General features: G+C 52.8%; 23 protein-coding genes. 18 read left to right on the top strand and 5 right to left on the bottom strand.

Going from position 1 to position 19,084, the window contains the following annotated elements; all coding sequences use genetic code 11:
- Nucleotides 1-37: 37 nt before the first annotated feature.
- The 9 genes from DXY29_RS03315 to DXY29_RS03275 all read left to right on the top strand — a co-directional run bounded on the left by DXY29_RS03315 (nucleotide 38) and on the right by DXY29_RS03275 (nucleotide 5,907).
- Nucleotides 38-649 (top strand): phycobiliprotein lyase, encoded by a 612-nt coding sequence (locus DXY29_RS03315; RefSeq protein WP_115022903.1) that lies wholly within the window; start codon nucleotides 38-40, stop codon nucleotides 647-649.
- Between the two features lie 5 nt (nucleotides 650-654).
- A complete protein-coding gene (locus DXY29_RS03310; protein ID WP_115022901.1) occupies nucleotides 655-1,362 on the top strand; it encodes a 15,16-dihydrobiliverdin:ferredoxin oxidoreductase in 708 nt (235 codons plus the stop codon).
- Nucleotides 1,359-2,132 carry a phycoerythrobilin:ferredoxin oxidoreductase gene (locus DXY29_RS03305; RefSeq protein WP_115022899.1) on the top strand — a complete coding sequence of 258 codons (774 nt, stop codon included), beginning with the start codon at nucleotides 1,359-1,361 and terminating at the stop codon, nucleotides 2,130-2,132. Before DXY29_RS03310 ends, DXY29_RS03305 begins: the two co-directional genes overlap by 4 nt.
- 176 nt (nucleotides 2,133-2,308) lie before the next feature.
- Nucleotides 2,309-2,827: a phycocyanin subunit beta gene (locus tag DXY29_RS03300; protein WP_115022897.1), complete on the top strand. Its 519-nt coding sequence runs from the start codon at nucleotides 2,309-2,311 to the stop codon at nucleotides 2,825-2,827.
- A gap of 42 nt (nucleotides 2,828-2,869) precedes the next feature.
- The gene (cpcA, locus tag DXY29_RS03295) at nucleotides 2,870-3,358 is read left to right on the top strand and encodes a phycocyanin subunit alpha (protein WP_115022894.1); all 489 of its coding nucleotides are present in this window, start codon (nucleotides 2,870-2,872) and stop codon (nucleotides 3,356-3,358) included.
- Between the two features lie 74 nt (nucleotides 3,359-3,432).
- On the top strand, nucleotides 3,433-4,026 hold the full coding sequence (locus tag DXY29_RS03290) for a chromophore lyase CpcT/CpeT (protein WP_115022893.1): 594 nt from the start codon (nucleotides 3,433-3,435) through the stop codon (nucleotides 4,024-4,026).
- The gene (locus DXY29_RS03285; protein WP_115023017.1) at nucleotides 4,026-4,799 is read left to right on the top strand and encodes a HEAT repeat domain-containing protein; all 774 of its coding nucleotides are present in this window, start codon (nucleotides 4,026-4,028) and stop codon (nucleotides 4,797-4,799) included. Before DXY29_RS03290 ends, DXY29_RS03285 begins: the two co-directional genes overlap by 1 nt.
- Nucleotides 4,799-5,431 carry a HEAT repeat domain-containing protein gene (locus DXY29_RS03280; RefSeq protein ID WP_115022891.1) on the top strand — a complete coding sequence of 211 codons (633 nt, stop codon included), beginning with the start codon at nucleotides 4,799-4,801 and terminating at the stop codon, nucleotides 5,429-5,431. Before DXY29_RS03285 ends, DXY29_RS03280 begins: the two co-directional genes overlap by 1 nt.
- Nucleotides 5,428-5,907, top strand: a complete 480-nt coding sequence (locus DXY29_RS03275; RefSeq protein WP_115022889.1) for a low molecular weight protein-tyrosine-phosphatase — start codon at nucleotides 5,428-5,430, stop codon at nucleotides 5,905-5,907. The genes DXY29_RS03280 and DXY29_RS03275 overlap by 4 nt, the downstream gene beginning before the upstream one ends.
- Here DXY29_RS03275 and DXY29_RS03270 read toward each other — a convergent pair.
- Nucleotides 5,891-7,408, bottom strand: a complete 1,518-nt coding sequence (locus tag DXY29_RS03270; protein WP_115022887.1) for a bifunctional pantoate--beta-alanine ligase/(d)CMP kinase — start codon at nucleotides 7,406-7,408, stop codon at nucleotides 5,891-5,893. The genes DXY29_RS03275 and DXY29_RS03270 overlap by 17 nt on opposite strands.
- Complete coding sequence (locus DXY29_RS03265; RefSeq protein WP_115022885.1) at nucleotides 7,405-7,944, bottom strand: septal ring lytic transglycosylase RlpA family protein; 540 nt, start codon at nucleotides 7,942-7,944, stop codon at nucleotides 7,405-7,407. The genes DXY29_RS03270 and DXY29_RS03265 overlap by 4 nt, the downstream gene beginning before the upstream one ends.
- Before the next feature lie 319 nt (nucleotides 7,945-8,263).
- Between DXY29_RS03265 and purM the strand changes: the two genes are divergently transcribed.
- Complete coding sequence (gene purM, locus DXY29_RS03260) at nucleotides 8,264-9,307, top strand: phosphoribosylformylglycinamidine cyclo-ligase (protein ID WP_115022883.1); 1,044 nt, start codon at nucleotides 8,264-8,266, stop codon at nucleotides 9,305-9,307.
- A gap of 119 nt (nucleotides 9,308-9,426) precedes the next feature.
- Nucleotides 9,427-10,059 (top strand): histidine phosphotransferase, encoded by a 633-nt coding sequence (locus tag DXY29_RS03255; protein WP_115022881.1) that lies wholly within the window; start codon nucleotides 9,427-9,429, stop codon nucleotides 10,057-10,059.
- A gap of 9 nt (nucleotides 10,060-10,068) precedes the next feature.
- On the opposite strand, the gene DXY29_RS03250 is transcribed toward DXY29_RS03255, so the two are convergent.
- Nucleotides 10,069-11,085, bottom strand: coding sequence for an aldo/keto reductase (locus DXY29_RS03250; protein ID WP_244279294.1), 1,017 nt, complete (start codon nucleotides 11,083-11,085; stop codon nucleotides 10,069-10,071).
- Here DXY29_RS03250 and DXY29_RS13310 point away from each other — a divergent pair.
- The 5 genes from DXY29_RS13310 to DXY29_RS03230 all read left to right on the top strand — a co-directional run bounded on the left by DXY29_RS13310 (nucleotide 11,084) and on the right by DXY29_RS03230 (nucleotide 14,567).
- Nucleotides 11,084-11,242 carry a hypothetical protein gene (locus DXY29_RS13310; RefSeq protein WP_166017559.1) on the top strand — a complete coding sequence of 53 codons (159 nt, stop codon included), beginning with the start codon at nucleotides 11,084-11,086 and terminating at the stop codon, nucleotides 11,240-11,242. The two genes, DXY29_RS03250 and DXY29_RS13310, sit on opposite strands and share 2 nt — an antisense overlap.
- Nucleotides 11,242-11,715, top strand: coding sequence for a hypothetical protein (locus DXY29_RS03245; protein WP_244279293.1), 474 nt, complete (start codon nucleotides 11,242-11,244; stop codon nucleotides 11,713-11,715). The genes DXY29_RS13310 and DXY29_RS03245 overlap by 1 nt, the downstream gene beginning before the upstream one ends.
- Before the next feature lie 263 nt (nucleotides 11,716-11,978).
- Nucleotides 11,979-13,355, top strand: a complete 1,377-nt coding sequence (locus DXY29_RS03240) for a hypothetical protein (protein ID WP_115022877.1) — start codon at nucleotides 11,979-11,981, stop codon at nucleotides 13,353-13,355.
- Between the two features lie 257 nt (nucleotides 13,356-13,612).
- Complete coding sequence (locus DXY29_RS03235; RefSeq protein ID WP_115022875.1) at nucleotides 13,613-13,906, top strand: hypothetical protein; 294 nt, start codon at nucleotides 13,613-13,615, stop codon at nucleotides 13,904-13,906.
- A 349-nt stretch (nucleotides 13,907-14,255) separates the two neighbouring features.
- Nucleotides 14,256-14,567, top strand: coding sequence for a hypothetical protein (locus tag DXY29_RS03230; protein ID WP_115022873.1), 312 nt, complete (start codon nucleotides 14,256-14,258; stop codon nucleotides 14,565-14,567).
- Nucleotides 14,568-14,681: 114 nt separating this feature from the next.
- Here the strand turns inward: DXY29_RS03230 and DXY29_RS03225 are convergent, their stop codons facing one another.
- Complete coding sequence (locus DXY29_RS03225; protein WP_170952097.1) at nucleotides 14,682-15,506, bottom strand: hypothetical protein; 825 nt, start codon at nucleotides 15,504-15,506, stop codon at nucleotides 14,682-14,684.
- Between the two features lie 79 nt (nucleotides 15,507-15,585).
- Between DXY29_RS03225 and DXY29_RS12965 the strand changes: the two genes are divergently transcribed.
- Nucleotides 15,586-16,107 (top strand): hypothetical protein, encoded by a 522-nt coding sequence (locus DXY29_RS12965; protein WP_136987709.1) that lies wholly within the window; start codon nucleotides 15,586-15,588, stop codon nucleotides 16,105-16,107.
- A gap of 834 nt (nucleotides 16,108-16,941) precedes the next feature.
- Here the strand turns inward: DXY29_RS12965 and DXY29_RS12960 are convergent.
- On the bottom strand, nucleotides 16,942-17,298 hold the full coding sequence (locus DXY29_RS12960; protein ID WP_136987708.1) for a hypothetical protein: 357 nt from the start codon (nucleotides 17,296-17,298) through the stop codon (nucleotides 16,942-16,944).
- A 653-nt stretch (nucleotides 17,299-17,951) separates the two neighbouring features.
- On the opposite strand from DXY29_RS12960, the gene DXY29_RS12955 reads away from it, so the two are divergent.
- Nucleotides 17,952-19,070, top strand: a complete 1,119-nt coding sequence (locus tag DXY29_RS12955; RefSeq protein ID WP_136987707.1) for a hypothetical protein — start codon at nucleotides 17,952-17,954, stop codon at nucleotides 19,068-19,070.
- Nucleotides 19,071-19,084 lie beyond the last annotated feature (14 nt).

The following is a 19,084-nucleotide window of genomic DNA, read 5'->3' as shown; positions in this document are numbered from 1 at the left end:
GTCGACTTGAATTAATCTATTCCACAGGTTCAAGCCAATGGTCCAAACACTATCCCCGCCGATGACGATGGCGGATTTTTTTCAAGCCAGCCGCGGAACTTGGTTGAACAGGCGTGCTGTTCATCACCTCGACCACCAAGATGATGAAGCGGCAGACTCGAATCTAATCATTGAACCTTTCAACTCAGATGACCCAGTCGTATCCAAAATCTGTGATTCTTTGAACATTAAGACCGAAGACAGTTCTGGTGGAGCTCGGTTTTGGTGGGAAAGCAACATCAAGAAGGGCGTCCGCAACGATGACTATGCGGCAGTCGTGATCGACGTCCCCTCCCACGATGATTCCCGCAAGGGTTTTCTTCTGAGAGATGTAGGCTATGTCGAGAAACAATCCGTACTGAGCACATACACCTTTGCTGACGACGGAGTGGTAACAATCACGACGCGATACGACACCAATGTTGGTATTGAACGGTGTTGGTTTGTGACAGATCAGATCAGAATGAGAGTAAGTTCTGTTCAGTGTTTAGACGGCGTTGCAATGACCACATATTGCACTGAGTTTCGATGCCCTACCGATGCTGAAATCGCCGGCATTTCCGAGCGTTCACAGAAACTGGCCATGGCGACCTCTACAAGCAAAGGCTGAACATCATGTTTGATCCATTTCTTGATGAATTGCATTCAGGGATCAAAGCCCGGGGCGCAGTGCCAATTGAGGTTCCCCCTGGCCTGGAGCACAATCAATCATCCAAGCGCTCCAGCACGATCCAAAGCTGGCTTTGGGACGTTCCTGGATTTCGTCGTTGGCGCGTTACAAGATTGGATGCTGGCGACAGCCTCCAGGTGCTGAATTCAGTTGCCTATCCGGATTACGCCTACGACCATCCTCTAATGGGAGTTGATCTTCTCTGGTTCGGAGCCAAGCAGAAGTTAGTGGCAGTTCTAGATTTCCAGCCCCTCGTTCAAGACAAGGATTACTTAGAACGGTACTTCGATGGTCTGAAGTCTCTCAATGCTCAATTCCCGGATCTCAACGGAGAAGAGACAATGCGGTCTTTCGACCCAAATCAGTATTTCTCCTCCTGGTTGCTTTTCTGCCGTGGCGGCTCGGAACAGGCCACAACATCACTACCTCCTGCCTTTAGTGCTTTCCTAAAAGCTTATTGGAACTTGCACGACGAAGCAGTTAAAAACTCATCGTTCATCAATCCCGAAAAAGTAGAGCAGCTTCAAAAAAACTACGATGTCTACAGCGCCGAGAGAGATCCTGCGCACGGCCTTTTCAGCAGTCATTTTGGCAGTGATTGGTCTGATCGTTTCCTGCACGAATTTCTTTTCCCTGAATCTGCTAAACCATGACGCTCCAGCGCGCTAACAGCTCTGATCCGCTCGCAATAACGGGCTGGGCATGGCAGCCATTTCTTGATGATGCGGTTGCGGCACTCCAGACATTTGAGCCGCAGCCCTACCCAATTGAACAAGATTTTTTATTCAAGCAGGGACAAATTGGCTCACGGGCGAAGCCAGTCACCGTGACCACAGCCACATGGGCTTGCCGCACTGAAAAATTTCGGCAAGTTCGTGCCGCTTGTGTCAACGGGGGGGACGCAGCATCAGTACTTAATTTTGTCATCAATCCATCCTCCAAGTACGACTTGCCCTTTTTTGGAGGTGATCTCGTCACCCTGCCTGGCGGTCATCTTCTTGCACTCGACCTTCAGCCCGCCGATAAAAGCGATGAACAACACACGCGACCGGTTTGGGATCAGTTGATGCCTATTTTTGAGCGGTGGCGGGAAAAATTACCCGACGGTGGGCCGATTCCCGAAGAAGCCCAGCCCTTCTTTTCTCCTGGCTTTCTCTGGACCCGTCTTCCTCTCGGGGAAGAAGGGGAGCACTTGATCGAAACCGTGGTGCGACCTGCCTTCAATGAGTACTTGTCTCTTTATCTGCGGCTTGCGGCCACGGCTGAACCTGTCTCTGACCAGCGCTCTGAGGTTCTCTTCGCTGGTCAACGTCGTTACACCGACTATCGCGCCGAGAAAGACCCGGCCCGAGGAATGTTGACCCGCTTTCACGGCAGTGAGTGGACAGAGGCATACATCCACGAGGTTCTTTTCGATCTTTGAGAAAAGCCTCACCACTTCCTTGTTGTAGCAAGGGAGTTAAGCATTATGAACAGCTTTCGGGAGGCTCCCGAGCTGTTGGTCAGAATCGCAGGCGACGGGATGGAGGCAATAGCCTTCAGCTATCCCTTTCATGTCTGAGATTCCCCTTCCAGACGTAGTTCACAGGAACAACAACCATGTTCGACGCCTTCACCAAGGTTGTCGCCCAGGCCGATGCCCGGGGACAATTCATCAGCACCAGCGAGATCGACGCCCTCGCTTCCATGGTTTCCGACAGCAACAAGCGTCTGGATGCCGTCAACCGCATTTCCAGCAACGCTTCCAGCATTGTTGCTTCGGCTGCACGCCAGCTGTTTGCTCAGCAGCCCTCTTTGATTTCACCAGGCGGTAACGCTTACACCTCCCGTCGCATGGCAGCTTGCCTGCGTGACATGGAGATCATCCTGCGTTACGTCACCTACTCCGCTTTCACCGGCGACGCTTCCGTGATGGAAGACCGCTGCCTGAATGGCCTGCGTGAGACCTATCTGGCCCTTGGTACTCCTGGTGCCTCGGTTGCAGCAGGCGTCAACCTGATGAAGGAGGCAGCCCTTTCCATCGTTAACGACAAAACAGGTATTTCCACTGGCGACTGCGCCTCGTTGAGTAGCGAGATCGGCACCTACTTCGATAAGGCCGCAGCATCCGTCGCCTGATCGACGCGTTGATCCGACGTCTTTCACTTCTCCTATCAACCAATGAAAACCCCTCTTACCGAAGCTGTTGCAGCAGCTGATTCCCAGGGTCGTTTCCTGAGCAACACCGAAGTTCAGGCTGCCTCCGGCCGTTTCAATCGCGCCAAAGCCAGTCTCGAAGCAGCCAAAGCCCTCACGAGCAAGGCCGATTCCTTGGTGAACGGCGCAGCACAAGCTGTGTACACCAAGTTCCCCTACACCACTCAGATGGCGGGGCCCAATTACTCAGCAACCCCTGAAGGCAAGGCCAAGTGTTCCCGTGACGTGGGCTACTACCTGCGCATGATCACTTACTGCCTGGTCGCTGGTGGTACTGGCCCCATGGACGACTACCTGATTGCCGGCCTGGCCGAAATCAACCGTACTTTTGAGCTCTCCCCTTCCTGGTACGTGGAAGCTCTGAAGCACATCAAGTCCAACCACGGCCTTAGCGGCGATGCTGCTACCGAAGCCAACAGCTACATCGACTACGCCATCAACGCCCTGATCTGATCAGGTGATGTTGTCTGCAAAGCCCCCTTCGGGGGGCTTTTTTTATTGTTCTTTTCTGGCCTTATCAGAGCGCTGTGATCACCCCCAATGTTCGGCGTTTTCTCAACCTGCTCTGCGGCGAGTACAGCAACCAGCAACAAGCCTTCGACAACCCGCCTCTCTATGCCCACATCTTCCTGAGGTATCGCCCCCTGGCACAGCTGCGTCCAGGATCGATCCTGCTCGAGCAGACCTACGCAGTCGACCCCAAGCATCCCTACCGGTTGCGAATGATCCGCGCTGAAGCACAGCCCTCCGGTGCCATCAAGCTTTGGAATCACATCTTCCGCGATCCGGAACGCTTCGCTGGGGCAACGTTTGACCCGCAACTGCGGCTTGCCATTCAGGACAGTGATCTCATCAGCCTGGATCAATGCCACTACCAGGTGGTCGAACAACAAGACGGCTACCACGGGGCCATGGAGCCCGGCTGCCAATGCATCGTGCGGCGGGATGGCAAAGACACCGTGCTGGTGAGCAGCTTTCACCTGGAGGGGGAAGCACTATCGACCCTGGACCGCGGTCATGACCCAACCACAAATGAGCGCTGCTGGGGCTCGATCGCTGGACCGTTCCAGTTCAAGAAAACCCAAAGTTGGACAGCCGACATGGCGTCGGCCTGGGTGTGATGGAACCGCTGAGTGAAGCGCAGGTGATCCAGAACCTTCGCCAAACGGAGGATCCTGCAGCGCAGTACTACGCCGCCTGGTGGCTGGGAAAGATGCGCAGCCAGCATCCAGATGCCATCCCTCTACTGCTGAAAGCCCTTGAGGCACTGAATGACACGCCGATCGATCCCGAACGACGCGGTATAGCTCTCAACGCGATCCGTGCTCTTGCTCTGCTTAGGGATGCGAGGGCAGAAGAACGCCTGCTGCTGCTGCTGAGATCGAACGACTACGCCGTGCGCGAAGAGGTCGTTCGCACTCTTGGAGCGATGGGCAGCCGTGGGGCTGTTGAGGGCATCCGCGCTTTGCTGGCCAGTGGATTGGAGGGGGCTGGACAAGAGCAGACCTCTTCCCCCTTACTCAACGAACCCTGTGAAGCCCTGCTGGAGGCCCTTGGTGACATTGGTGATGCCAGCAGCAGCAACCTCGCAGTGGTTCAGCCGTTCACGAAACATCCTCGGCCGTTGATCCGTTCAGCAGCCTGCCGAGCTCTGCTGCAGCTCACAGCGCTTGATCACTGGGGAGTTGAACTCAAAAAGCTGCTGAACCATCCCGAACCATTGGTTCGCCGTGGCGCGCTGCTCGACCTCGGAGCCACCGGCTGGATCGGCGCTATCCCCTCAATCCGCTCGGCTGCAGTAGAGCCCAGCCTCAAGCTGGTCGCACTCCGTGAACTGGCGGAACACAACGACGACCCAGACGAGGTCCTCGATGCGATGGATGGCCTGCTCTGATGACCACGACAGGACTAGCCCAGGCCATTCAGATGCTCGACCGCGCCACCAGCACCCCTGAACTGGTCCGAGCAACGCAAGCCCTCTGTGCACTGAACGACCTTGAGGCCGCCAAGCCGCTCGTGAAGGTACTTGGATTCAACAATCCTGCGGTAGCAGCCGTCGCGACGCAGGGGCTGATTCAGCTGGGACGAGACATCGTTCCCACCCTTCTGGTAAGCCTGGATTCCCGCAATTACGGAGCACGGGCATGGGTGGTGAAAGTGCTTGCAGCGCTTAGGGATCCACGGGGTCTTGATCTTCTCGAACATGCTCTCCAGGCCGACATTGCACCAAGCGTGCGGCGCTCAGCAACCCGCGGCCTGGCGGACTTAGAGCTGCCCAAAGACGCGGGGGAAGATCAGCTTGAACGTTGCTTCCAGGGACTGCTCAAAGCGGGACGAGACGACGAGTGGGTCGTGCGTTACGCAGCTGCCTATGGACTCGAGCAGCGTTTGCGCGGCACGACTGTGTCGCAGCAACTGGCAGAACAGGGCCATGCCTCGCTGAAGCAGCTCGCTTCCGATGCTGAGGGTGTCAGGGTGGTGCAGCTGCGGGCCCAACGAGCCCTCCAACGCATCAACGCCGGATGACCCAAAAACTGTTGTTCGTCTGCCTTGGCAATATCTGCCGCTCTCCAGCAGCCGAAGGCGTGTTTCTGCATCTGCTGCAGGAACGTGGTCTCAGCGATCAATTCGTGGTGGATTCCGCCGGAACAGGCGGATGGCATGTGGGCAATCCGGCGGACCGACGCATGCAGGGAGCGGCCCACCGCCGTGGCATTCAGCTGCCCAGCCGCGCACGACAGATCAGCCTCGACGATTTCTCGAGTTTCGATCTGGTGCTGACCATGGACGACGACAATCTCACCGCCGTGCAAGGACTGGCCAGGGAAGCTGGCCAAAGGGCAACAGCCACCATCAAACCGATGCTCAGCTACGCCCGCAGCTTCTCTGAAACAGAGGTTCCAGATCCCTATTACGGAGGCGAAGCGGGCTTCGAGCATGTGCTCGACCTGCTCGAGGATGCCTGTTCCAACCTGCTCGACGAGCTCAGCCCGCCGGCGTAGGCCAGGCTTCTTCGGCCACTCGAGACCGAAACTCCGTCACCAGGGCGTCGACCACAGCCGCAATGCTCATGCCATCGGTGACGAGCTCCACGGCATCCTCTGCCTGTACCAAGGGGGCTTCCTCGCGGGTGCTATCGAGATGGTCCCGTTCGGCGATCTGTGCCTCGAGCTCAGATCGCTCAGGCACCGGGAAACCCCGCTGCTCAAGATCAAGGGCTCGACGCCGGGCGCGCTCGCCCACCGTGGCCGTCAGAAACACCTTTAGATCAGCATCCGGAAAAACAGCCGTGCCGATGTCGCGACCTTCCGCCACCAAGCCACCCTTGGCACCCATCGCCTTCTGCTGTGCCGTCAGTGCTTGCCTCACGCAGCGGTGAGCCGCCACAGCCGAGACCGACGCTGTGACTTCAGGGGAGCGAATCGCGTCGCTCACGTCCTGCCCGTTCACCAACACCTGCTGGCCGCCACCGGGCAGCGACCGCAGCTGAAGATCCAAGGCGTTCAGGAGAGCCTCAATGGACGTCGCATCCAGGGGGTCCACACCGTTTTGTTGCACCAACCAGGTCACCGACCGGTACATCGCGCCGGTATCGAGGTAGACCAGCCCCAACCGCTCAGCAAAAGCCCGGGTAACGGTGCTTTTCCCGGCACCGGCCGGGCCATCAATGGCAACGAGAGGCTGGCGAGTCATCAGGAAGACATGATCGATCAAACGGGTCGTCCCGCAGCGCACCGCCGCGGCCAGCAGCGAGATGGCGGTTTCAGACCCACAGGGCTGAAGACTGAGGGGATCGACCCTCTCTACATACTCCACCTCAAGCCCTGCATCAGACAGGCTCCTGCGGACTGAATCCTTGGGATCGTTCTGATCAGCACGGCGCAAAGCTGCTGGCAGAGCAGCAGCACGCTCACGATCCGCAGCAGAGAGGTACTGGTTACGGGAACTCAATGCCAGGCCATCCGCTTCACGAAGCGTGGGAACCCCCTGCACCGCCAGGTTCAAATCCAGATCAGCGACCAGCCGGCGCAGGATCACGAGCTGCTGCCAATCCTTTTCACCCAACCAAAGACATGAGGGCTTCACCAGCTGCAGGAGACGGGCCACGACTGTGACCACACCATCAAAGTGACCTGGACGGGATGCGCCGCAGAGATGGGACTGGAGGGCGGCCGGCGCTGACCGGGACACAACTGAATTGAGTCCACCGGGGTAGACCGTGTCGACACTCGGAGCCCAGAGGGCGTTGGCGCCACTGCCTTGGGCTAAAACCCGATCCGCCTCGAGCGCGCGCGGGTAGCGGTCAAAATCTTCGGTAGGACCGAATTGGAGTGGGTTGACGAACACACTCACAAGAACAGGGCCTTGTTGGGCAGCTCGGCGAATCAGCTGGCCGTGGCCTTCATGCAAACCACCCATGGTGGGCACGAATTGAAGCGGTCCACGGAGGCCAGTCCGGAAGATCTCCAGCTCGGCTTGCGTGGAGAGAACAACAAGGCTCAGCGCAGCACCTCAAGCTTGACTTGGGCAATTCCAGAGGCGGTCAGCCCAAGATCGGAGGCGGCGCCGTGGCCAAGGTCGATCACACGGTGATAAACGAAGGGCCCACGATCATTGATGCGAATAACAGCGCTTCGCCCGTTCCAAAGATTGGTCACACGAACCTTGGTGCCGAAGGGAAGCGTGCGATGGGCCGCCGTCATCGTGCCGGGCTGATAGACCTCGCCATTCGCTGTTCGGTTGCCATAAAAACCGGGGCCGTACCAACTGGCTTCTCCGGTGATGACTTTGACGACGTCAGGGACGACCCTCAGCTTGGGCTTAGGGAGCTCAGCTGCAGGGGGTGCATCGACTTTCTTGACCTCTGCAGGAGAGAGCGTTGCCTGCAACTCAGACACCTGTGGGTCGACGACCAGATCGAGGGGATCCAGGCGTTCTGCACCATCAACAGCCAGAAAATCGCTTGCCACCACCGGCAAGAGTGCAGCACTCCCTGAAATCGCTCCGGAGAGCGTGGCAACCGTCAGAAGGACTCGCATGCAGAGCGGCTTGACCAACGAAACGGAACTGAATTCGCAGTTCTCGAGCGTTGACTGGCCTAATCAAAGAGTTGCTTTAGAACCTAAAAAAACCGCTCCCGAAAGAAAATGGGGCCCCATCGCCATGACCGTCACAACAACCCAAGCCCGACTGCACCGGCAATCCCCGCACTGACTGGCAGATCAACACCCAAAAGCAAGCCCCCACGCATAAGCCGGAAATAAAGGGGCGATAAGCAGATCGAATCAGAAGCTGTGCCGGCAGCTCAAGCCGCACAGGCGCCCCGGCATTGCAGGATCATTGCAACGGATTCATTCCATGGATTACAAGAGCGCTGGAGTTGACGTTGAAGCCGGACGTGCGTTCGTGCAGCGCATCAAGGCCTCTGTAGAAGCCACCCACCGACCGGAAGTCATCGGAGGCCTTGGGGGATTTGGGGGGCTGATGCGCCTCCCCAGCGGCCTGCGAAAGCCCCTGCTGGTGTCGGGCACCGATGGCGTCGGAACCAAATTGGAGCTGGCCCAAGAGCATGGCAGCCATCACGGCGTGGGCATCGACCTGGTGGCGATGTGCGTCAACGATGTGATCACCTCAGGAGCAGCGCCTCTCTTTTTTCTGGATTACATGGCCACTGGCGCGCTGGCGCCGTCGGCGATGGCTGAGGTCGTGGAGGGAATCGCCGATGGATGCAGGCAAAGCGGCTGTGCCTTGCTCGGTGGAGAAACCGCGGAGATGCCGGGGTTCTATCCCAAGGGGCGCTACGACCTCGCCGGCTTTTGCGTGGCCGTCGTCGAAGAAGACCAACTCATTGACGGCCAGCGCATCCAGCCTGGCGACAGCGTGATCGGTGTGGCCAGCAGCGGCGTGCACAGCAATGGCTTCAGCCTGGTGCGCAAGGTGCTGCAACGCGCCAATGCTGATGCGAGCACCGTTTATGGCGATGACCAGCGGCCTCTGATCAGCGACCTACTGGCAGCCACAACCCTGTATGCCGACCTCGTGCAACATCTGCTGCAGGGCGGATGCGAGCTCCACGGAATGGCCCACATCACAGGCGGGGGACTACCGGAAAACCTGCCGCGGTGCCTACCAGAAGGCTTATCTGCTCGCATCGACGCCACCAGCTGGACCAGGCCTCCACTCTTCCGCTGGCTTCAGGACGCAGGAGACATTCCCGAACGGGACCTCTGGCACACGTTCAACCTCGGCATTGGTTTCTGTCTGGTTGTGCCGGCAGGGAGCGAAGGCACTGTCATCGATTACTGCCGCGTCAAACAACATCAGGCCTGGGTGATTGGCGACGTGGCGTCCAAGTCCAACGACCCGGGCAACACAATGGCTCTGGAGGGGGTGCCCGCCTGATTGCGTCAGTTTCAGACGGGTTCAATGCAGCTGAGCACCAGAACGGAAAGGATCGAATAGGGTGCTGCCAAGCACATCGGAATCTTTTCCGATAGCAACGTCAATACATTTATTTTTCAATGCCTTTTGATAAGCCCCAGCGCATCACGCGACGTCGATCGTCTGCAGGACCGGTTCCACCAAGACGCCCATTAGCTTCCGGACAAGACAGGCAGCAGGGCTACAGGCAGGGTGCAAGGCCGACATTTCTCACACTGCGAGATCACGGCAAGGTCTTCGTGGCCGACATGCCATACCTCTCAGATGGGCAGTTGGCCCACATCGGGAAAGAAGCCGAAGAGGTTTTGGAAAGCCTTGAACGGCGGATTCAAGACATGGAGCAGGAGCTCAGTCACGGTCCTCAGGAGCGCGACACCCTGATCAAGGCGTGCACCAAACGCGACGTCACCCGACGATTCATCCGCGCCATTCAGGACGAGCAGGAGAACCGTCAGAACAACCCTGCTTTAAAGAGCGCTGCAAGCGAATCCCTGCCTCGCACATTTCTGGAGGTCGCCCGGCATCGACTGCCCGGGGCAACCTTCGATTCACTCCTGCAAGAAGCGCTAACCGCCTGCGCTCAACAGCAGGAGGCCTCCCCCGCTCCCACTCCCCGGGAACCCTCCGAAGACAAGGTCATTCCGATTCGCACCAACGGAGACAGCCTCCCAGTCGTGGTGAGTCCAGCCCCCGAATCCGCCTCGGAGGCCTGAGCATCTCGCCTAGCGACTCTGGAATGGATTAGCGGGCATCCGCTCGCTGCAACTGCATCGGGCAGCATCCAAACGCTGGCATTCCTGCGTCGACAAGGACCACTGCAGTGCACCGGCAACATCCCTTGCTTGGTTCGGAGTTCGTAGCCCAGGAATCGGCGTCGTACCCATTGCTCTGCACCAGTTCAAGGCGACTTGCACCATCGTTGCCCCATGCTCGATCGCGATGGCATGCATCACCCTGCGCAGCTCAAAACTTGCGGGGAGGAGTCGCCGGAACAGACGACGTCTCAACCAGGTTGCGGGAAGCGTCTGCTCAGCCCCGGGAGGACAACCAAGGACGCCGAAGGCCAGAGGGCTGTAAGCCAAAACCTCCACATCCCTGTCCCTGCTGACGGCGATCAACTCGAGCAGCTGATCATCCCCAGGCGCCAGGAGTGAACACTGAACCTGAACACTGCGCAGGGAAACACCGCGTTCCAACAGACGGTTGTGGATCAACGCCAAGCGCTGGGGGCCCAAATTGGACAGCCCCAGCTCGGAGACCCGGCCAAAAAGCACGAGCTCAGCCAAGCCATCGAGAAGGCCTGCCTCTTGCCAAGGCGCATAGCGAGCGGTGCTCCAGTGCAACTGCACCCGCTGGAGCTGCCCTTTGAGACGCTTTCGGCTGGCCTCAAAGGCGGCATCGAATCCTCGACGGCCCCATCTCCAGGGGAAGGGTGCCAACTTTGTCGCGACCGTCAGCTGGGATCGACGAAGGGCTGGCAACTCAGCCATGAATTCGCCAAGAAGCTCTTCACTGCGCCCAGTCAGCCTCCCTGTGCCATAGGAATCCGCTGTATCCACCAGGTTGAGCCCAGAACTAAGGGCCTGTCGAAACGTGTCGCGCAGTCGGCCATCGTCCCGCTCGGGGTCGTATCCCCAAACCGCCTTGTTACCCCAGGCCCAGGTGCCAAAACCGATGCCGTTCAACGGGGCGACGCTGCTGCCAGCCATGATCGCCTTCATCTCGTCCAGCTGCGTCATGACCGCATCCCCCGCACAGGAGCCTGCGACATCGCCCGATCAGGCTGTGGAGGGATCGTCTGCAGACGAGGAACGCATCCTCTGCAACCACTGCCGAAGAACCGCCAGCAACGGCATTCGCTGCCTGGGCATGTGCGTCGCCGACAGCGATTACTGATGATCCGCCTGTGGCTGGCTTCCCTGCTGCTTGCCGTTCCTGCAACGGCCAATCCAATGCTGACTTTTGGCCGCTTGGAGCACAGGCCTTCAAAATGCCGCATCGTTGTCGACGGGCGTCCCTTGGATTGCAAGCGCCTCCAGATCAGTGCGAACGGAAGTAGTGGCCTGCGGCTTCGCTTCATCGGAGACGATGAGGCGACGGGGGGCAGTTTTCAATTGAGCTTCGTGAGCCTTGATGGAGACCAGGGCAGTCCGCTTCTCTGCGACCGCTCCGGCTGCCGCTTGGATCAGCGCAGCTGGAGCGCGAGCCTGCTCAGCACCGCATGGGCCCGCTTTGACGCCAGAGGACTTCCCACGGGCCTGCCAGTGGCACGCACAGCCACTGGAAGCTGTTGGATTGATGCCGAAACCGTCAACTGCGAGAGTCACTCACGCAACATTCCCGCAATGAGCGCGGAGGCTCAACTGTGACGAGGATTCAAAGGCGGCACCCAGATTCGAACGGGGCGTGAACTCCTAAAAAGCACTAAATAAGCACCAAAACGTTGCTCAAGCGATACAAAATCGCCTACTCAAGCAGGCACTCCGCTACACCTCCGCTACACCGCTACCCTTGAGATCCCAGTAAAAACGTCACGACCTGGCGTTAAGGGGGTAGCGGACTGGTGCCCAGAAAGAAACCACAACCAACCCTTCCAGAGGACTGGTTAAGCGGTGAGCGGAAATCGCTGCTGGTGGTGGAGGAACTTGGATTTCCCAGTAGGGGCGTCCCCGACGGACTGGTGGTTCAGAGGATCACCAAATCCAAGAACCTGGAGGCGGCATATCTCCCTCTGGAGGAAGACGACCCCAGAGACTTCGGAGGAGGCGCCAGGGGCGGCAAGAAGCGTCGTGTAAGGCGTAAAGCGTCTACAGGCACCCCTGACCCATACGAAGCGGCACAGAAGGCGATTGCGTGGGCAAAGCAGGACCTGGCGGATCTGAAGGCACAGAAGAAGGAGCAGGCACAGCAAGACGAGAAATCGCTCTTCCACTACTGGGAGACCTGGTTCGAGAGCGAGAGCAGGAAAAAAAGACAGCAGAGGGGGTTTGAAAAGTGGGCGAGAGAACGCAACCGCCTTTGGTCAGCAGAGGGTTACGGGGTCAAGCACCAACCATTCGCCAAGAAGGCAGTGACTGAAATCACCTTCAGAGATTTCTCCGATTACTGGACGCTCCTGGACGAACGATCACTCACACGGGGGAACGCAACCAACGGCGGAGCAACCAAGAAGGACCTGCGGACCCTCATCAACCACCTTCTGAAGGCAGCGAGGGAGAAGGACTATCCAGCACTAGTGCTGCCGCAATTCCCCGAGATCACCCATCAGAGGCACCCACGAGACCATTTCACGAGAAAGGAGTGGGATTCGCTCATCAGCAAGGTCATCGACCTATCAGGAGGTGCGGCACGACAGGACCTAACCCCAGAGCAATACGCGGAACTGCCTTCAGCGTTTAAGCGGATCGACTCCCAGAGGAACTGGGTGGATCTGTATGACGCCCTATGCCTTATGTGGTTCTTCCACCTGCGACTGGAGGACCTGCCCCGCTTGAAAGCGGAGTGGTTCAAGGCAGGGGAGGGCGAAGACCAGGTGATCTGCACTCTCGAAGAGACCAAGCAGAACCGTGACGCCCAGAGAACGGAAAACCCAAGACCAGACGGATACAGGTTCTGGGAACGACTGACGAAGAGGAAACCAACGGGATATCTGGTGTTCCCACAGAAAGAACGACCAGGCGGAGATCCAGTTCGGAGTTCTGTGCTGCCCGACATCAGGCACCTGTTCAAGCACTTGAAAGCGGTGGTTCAACCGCCAATCACCAGGTCAGGGGTGGAACCGAAGCAGACGAGGCACACAGCATTCCGCCTGCTAGTTGAAGAGGATTTCGAGTTCTACAGCACACCAGAGGGTCTGGCGGATCTTGCTTATCAGGGGAACACTTCGACCGACGAACTTCGCAGCAAATACCTGGAACCAGTCAGACGAGAACGCAACGCAGCAAAGGGCAGAAAACGATTAAAACCAGCAACCTGGTCAAACATCAAGCGTGTCGGAGACGACTTCTAAATCACGCTTCGGGTGCCGTAATTATACCACAATTTAATCAAATAAGGGGGGTCAACACGCCGCCAATGGAAGTGGTCAGAATGCTGTTCACAAAAGGACTTCTGGACTATAATATGTTCATCGGAAAGGCGGGAAACACCGCCACCCGACAACCAACTGAATACTTCATTCAATCCGCAAGGATTTTCTCCCATAACCAATTACTTGGTTCTTTAACTAACAAGTTAAAAGCAGAATAAACTCTTACCTTATTCATTATGCCCGCTGAAACCTTCTGCGTAAAACTCTATTGCGATTTTCCATCGCTACTTTCCCCAGCAACATTTTTCTTTAGTGAAAAAGAGATTAAAAAGGAAGTATCAATTCAAGAACTTAATCGTGATATTCTTGATAACATCCTGAAGAGTTGTAAGGGAGAATACTTGGGAAGTATGGGTAGAGCAACTACCTGGAATATTCCATCCAATCAATCGAGTAAACTCTTGAAAAAGATTCAAGCGTATAACAGCAAGAAAGAGTTAAAGCACATTATTCATCTGGAACTTTACTAATTCCTGATACAAGAAAGGGCACACCACTGCCCTTTCATTAATCCCGCAGAACCAGCAACCTGCGTTAAAATCCAAGATTAGAAACACCAACAATGGTGGGGGTAAATGCTGGGTTTAATTGCTAATCAATTATCCACATAACACACGTAGAAAAATGATTACTGCACAAAAAATGGTTCGCAAAGAAATCGCATTTGAGTATTCACTTGGAGTTCCATCCTTTACTCCTGAAAGAGAACTCACTCTCTCTGCTGCTCTCCTTCTTCCAACTTCAAGAGAAGTGCTTGTGCTGATTTGAGAAATTTTATTCGCTCTACACAATTACAAGTAAACCCTACCAATATTCACCATGAAACCACACGAATTGCCCAACTTTATTGATATAGAAAACCAGCTTCAGGAACTCCTGGAGTTATATTCTGGGTGGGAAAGAATGTACATCTCTACTTTAGAAGATTCACTTCCCCAGAGTTTCTTTGATTCCACAAATCCCGATTTAGATTTTAATGCTTGCCTACAGGAGTTTGAGTTAGAAGAAGAAGAAGTTGAAATTACGCTTGAACCTGGAGGACTTCCACCTCGAGCCTCTCTATATCAGTTTCTCAAGGCGAAGAAAATTGGTATTCGTGCAAAGGATTATGAGTTTTATACGCTTCCTTAGGTTGGCATAAAAAGGCAGGACTTTGCGGGGTTCCTGCCTTTGCTGTACTGCCGTTAGCGGATCAAAAATCTTGAACTAGTCCAGAATGTATGCTCGGGAAGAATCTTAATCTGGCTAAAACTGACTCTCATCAATCTTTACAGCATCTAGGACAGAGATCGTGTATTCAGTACGATAAATTTCAACTCCCGAAGTGCCGCGAAAGTGAAAGCAAGAATACTTTGAGCAGTATCCAGTTATATGCCCAGTCTGTTCACTATACTTTGGCTCATATTTTTGCTCAATTAATGCCCAAAATGCCCTTCTCTCAGCTTCATTATTAATAAAAAACTCCATGCTAAAAAGCACCTGCTTAGTGCTTGTATTGGGATGAGAAGTAAAATAAGCTTTGTTCAATAACATGTTAATCCCACCTACAGAAAACTCACAATCACTCTGCGAGTAGTCTGGGTAAACACCTCTAGTGTCCCTCACAATTGGACGATAATAATCGCCAGCACGATCTAGCTGCAGATACATCTTCGTACTGCCTGCATTTGCTCCGATATGAAGATGCACTTCGTCCCCGAAATGACCTTCCACTTTGTATTGTTCTATTGCTTTAAATCCGTCTTCGCCAACTTTTCCTTTTAGATAAGATCTGCCATCTTTATGATGATAAGTCTCTACATACTGATTTAGTGATTGGTCTTTTCTGGCCTCTCCATAAGCACATTTTGGAACGTATTTTTTAAATGCATCTGATGATGCCATCATTTCTGCCGATAAGGATTTGTCCCACCTAAAGTCACCCAGAATGCGCATATAGCCTTCGCTTTCAGAATTGCGTATTGATTGAGTACCCTTGGGAGAATTACCATCTCCGCTTGAGGTCGCTGGATTTACCTGGTATTCTGTAGTAGTGCAGGAAGAAAGAAGAATTGACGAACTAAATGCCAAAAACAACTTAAAATTCATTTTCTATTACTTTTATTGCATTAGATTAGTATAGGCAGTCAAATTTTTCTGCACTACATCGTTGATTCCATTTGCGATTGTTATGGTTAGAGCGTTAATGAGTATGGGCATGAAAGTGGGTGTAACTACAAGTGATTTATGCAGTGGCATCTCGGGGTTTCAATCGCTGCGGATATATACCTCCAAAAGAGTTTCGGATTTGTTTGTTGTTTGCAAAATCTCAATATGCAGATACGCTTTTATGATTATAGCTATTCATGCTGGTATTTGCATTCCAGTAAAGTCTGCTTCCATGATTTCTGCTATATGCAAAGGTGATATCAACGTCTTGCTAAGCATCTCAGAAAAAGAAGTTGTTGTTGAGCGTTCGGTCAGTCAGAATAATCTAGAAAGCCTAATAACATTGAATGATTACAGTAAGCCTGGTTCTACAGCCATATTTTATGGTGGCCAGTCTAGGTATTTTAGAAGTTATGATGAGTCAATATACTTTAATTATACTGTTGGGCATGGCGAGTCAAGGCAGATTTCAAATGCTTGGCTCAGGACAAAATCTGGCGATCGCTCTTGCGCAATAAAATAAACACGTATACTTTAAAGTCTATTGTCAGCTATTCATGCTTCGTCTAGCTTGCGGTTGATATGAATTTAAGTGCTAATCCATTTTTGTATGTCTTGCGATCAAATCTTTTTGCCCCTGCCTTGTTCTTTCGGTGGCTGAAGGTAGTGCAGGTATGGCTATCTATATTTTGATTGATATAACTTTCTGATCAGATCGGAGAGGTAGCTTTTCGGGTCTGTTTGGCGATCCCTCTTAATTAATTCCTTCAACATTGCTGCAGTAACTGTGTCAAATCGGATGTTCATTTAATTTCTTGTCGGTTTGCTTATGTATTTCGTTCAAAAGATCCTTTCTTCTCTTGCCTGTATCTGCTTGGGTTGATCATATTCCCTCGATTTAAATCCTCAATTATGCTTCGGCAGTGTCAGTTGTAATTACGATGTAATTAGGATCTTTTGTGGCTTGTCGTTGTTCAAGCGGTAGAAGTCTGTGGATTCCCTGAGGGACCATCGTTTAACGGCATCACTTGTCTCCCCATAACGCTGACCATTCGGCGTGCTGCTTCTCTGCCTTGCCTCTACGGATCAGGCGTCTGAAGTAGTGGGACCTGGAGGAACAGCACTCCATACGTGCCTGAAGATCCATCTCCTCAATTAGGTCCAGTTCGTGGAACGGAACGCTTATGGAGATAACAGTGCCTTTGTGCTCCTGCTCTTCACCAAGAGAGTCGCTTCCATATCCACTTGTCTGATTTGGTCTAATTCCTGAATACATTCTTTTCGTATCTCCTGTATGAGTTCGCCAAAGGTGTCGGCGATTGGTTTATTCAGTTGTTCTCTATAGAGATTTATAAGTTCAGCGAGGTAGTGCTTCCTGTCTTGGGTTTCGTGCATTCCAGTCACCAGTCGTTAAGTCCATATCACTTGCGGTCAGGTCAATAACGTCGGCAATGGAAAGGTCCTTGCCCACTTGCTTGGTGCAATACCCCAGAACACCGTTGAGTTCGGTGATCGGTTTCACCACAACCCCCAGTGTTCCATTGGGAACGGAGGAGTGGAGTCGGAGCACACGCTTCAAGAGAGCAACCTTCTGGGTGTCCGTTGGTATGCCCCCAGAGAGGGCGGTGAAGAGTGCTTCTGCATCGCGCTCCGACAGGAACCGCTCCATACGCTTTGAGGGCGTTTTCCAGAGTTCTGGAGGAAGGTCCTCCACCAGCAAGTGGCGGTGGAATCCTCCGTAGTGCCTGGAGACAGGATCCGTATGAACCTCATTGAAGAACCAGATCCTGATCGGATACTGGTAGAAATCACGAATGGTTCTTCGTAATCCCCTGTTATCACTACTGACTTGCCTTAAATCAGATTGCTTAAACCTATAAGGAATAGTCACAAAATACTTAAACTCAATACTACAATCTTCTATAAGTTTGTTTAGTGTATCTTTAATCATAATCTTATTGGTTCTTATATTGTGTTGTTATTGATAATCTCTGATATACAGAGAACAACCCATTATTCAGTTGATTAGAGGTCTTATTGTTCCTAGTGAATCCTTCTACTAGTAATTAATAAGTCCTAGTAATTATATAGCAATCTGAATTCTTCAGTAGAAGCAATCGCCATACATTGCTCGCTTCACTCGCAAGTCCTTCGGACGTTTCTGTATTTATCTGAACCTTTTTAATAACATATTTTCCATAAAGTTTTGATTTGACGAGATGTGTGGCCACTTTATGCTCTCGTTTATTGTTTTTGGCAATTCTTGTGCATTTTGATTATTACTATCTAATCGCATGCATCGCTGTAGTCATCGGTTTATGCATAATGCTATAATGAAAATATATAGAGAAAGCAGTAGATTATTTCATGAATAAACAAGAATTTTATGAGTTGGTTATTAGAGAAAGGATGGGTCCATCCAGGCTCGAAGAAGTCTCGCATCAGGTAACTGGTTCTTCTTATAACTGGGATAGAGCAATTAATTTACTATGTGGTTGGGAGGGGGAAATGAGTAAAATAACCCAACCACCAGATGATTCATTTGATTCCTACTCGCGCCTTCTCTATGAAGTTGAGCACCTAAAAGGTATCCATAGAAATATTTTAAAAACAGATAGATCTGTTCTTGGTGAAATAGAGAAGATCCTGGATGCCCTTTCGACTGTAAGCATTAATAAAAATTTCTACGAGTTGATCAAAGAATCTTCAGTCAGCTTTAAGTCAGGAAAATCTAATGATCAACGGATCAAGTTGATTGACCAAGAATCAAGTCATTCATTTAAGAGCAATAAAGGAAAAAAATTATTTGACCGCATAATGAATATCTTGCCAGTAATACCATTAATACCCTTGGCGATATTGTTATCTATGAGTTTTTACGAGAGAAATAAACGCACTGAAGACCTGCAGCAAGATCAAAGAATAGAGGGACTTATTGATGATACTTTTGCAGAACTTAATCAAGCAAAGGCGCATTATTATCGTGATAGTCCACACGGTGCAAATTTTTCTACTGCAGATGATTGTGATGGTCTCTCTAAGAGGCGGGCGTTGGATGAGCGCAAAAAAAGCGCTGAAAAGTTGGGCATAAGAAACGCTGATGCCGCAAAGGATGTTAATAAGTGCTCCTATCTAATTGTTCATAGAGCATCTGCAAAACTCAACATAGGCGAACTCAAGGGTGCCAAAAAAGATATTTACAGAGCATTGCATTTGAAGAATGATAATTGTCGTGCAATCGGTTTATATGGCGTTGTTCTTGCGCGTGAATCACAAGATCAAAAAGCAATAAAACAGTTTTTTCGTGCCATTGAATGTCATAAAGCAGAGACTGTTCCTTCTAATTTCGCTGAGCTTTATTATCAAATTGCAGGAGTTTACGGAAGAAGTGGTGATTGCAAGAAGAGAAAAGAGTACTTGCGCATTGCTGCTCTAAGGGGGAGCATGAACGCGCAATTAGAATACAATGTTCTTAAGTGTGAATAATCCCGATACCTTGG

Origin of the sequence: Synechococcus sp. UW69 (assembly GCF_900474185.1) — a bacterium.
Classification (GTDB): Bacteria; Cyanobacteriota; Cyanobacteriia; order PCC-6307; family Cyanobiaceae; genus Parasynechococcus.
The sequence above is the reverse complement of the archived record's forward strand: the minus strand, read 5'-3'. Positions and strand labels throughout refer to the sequence as shown.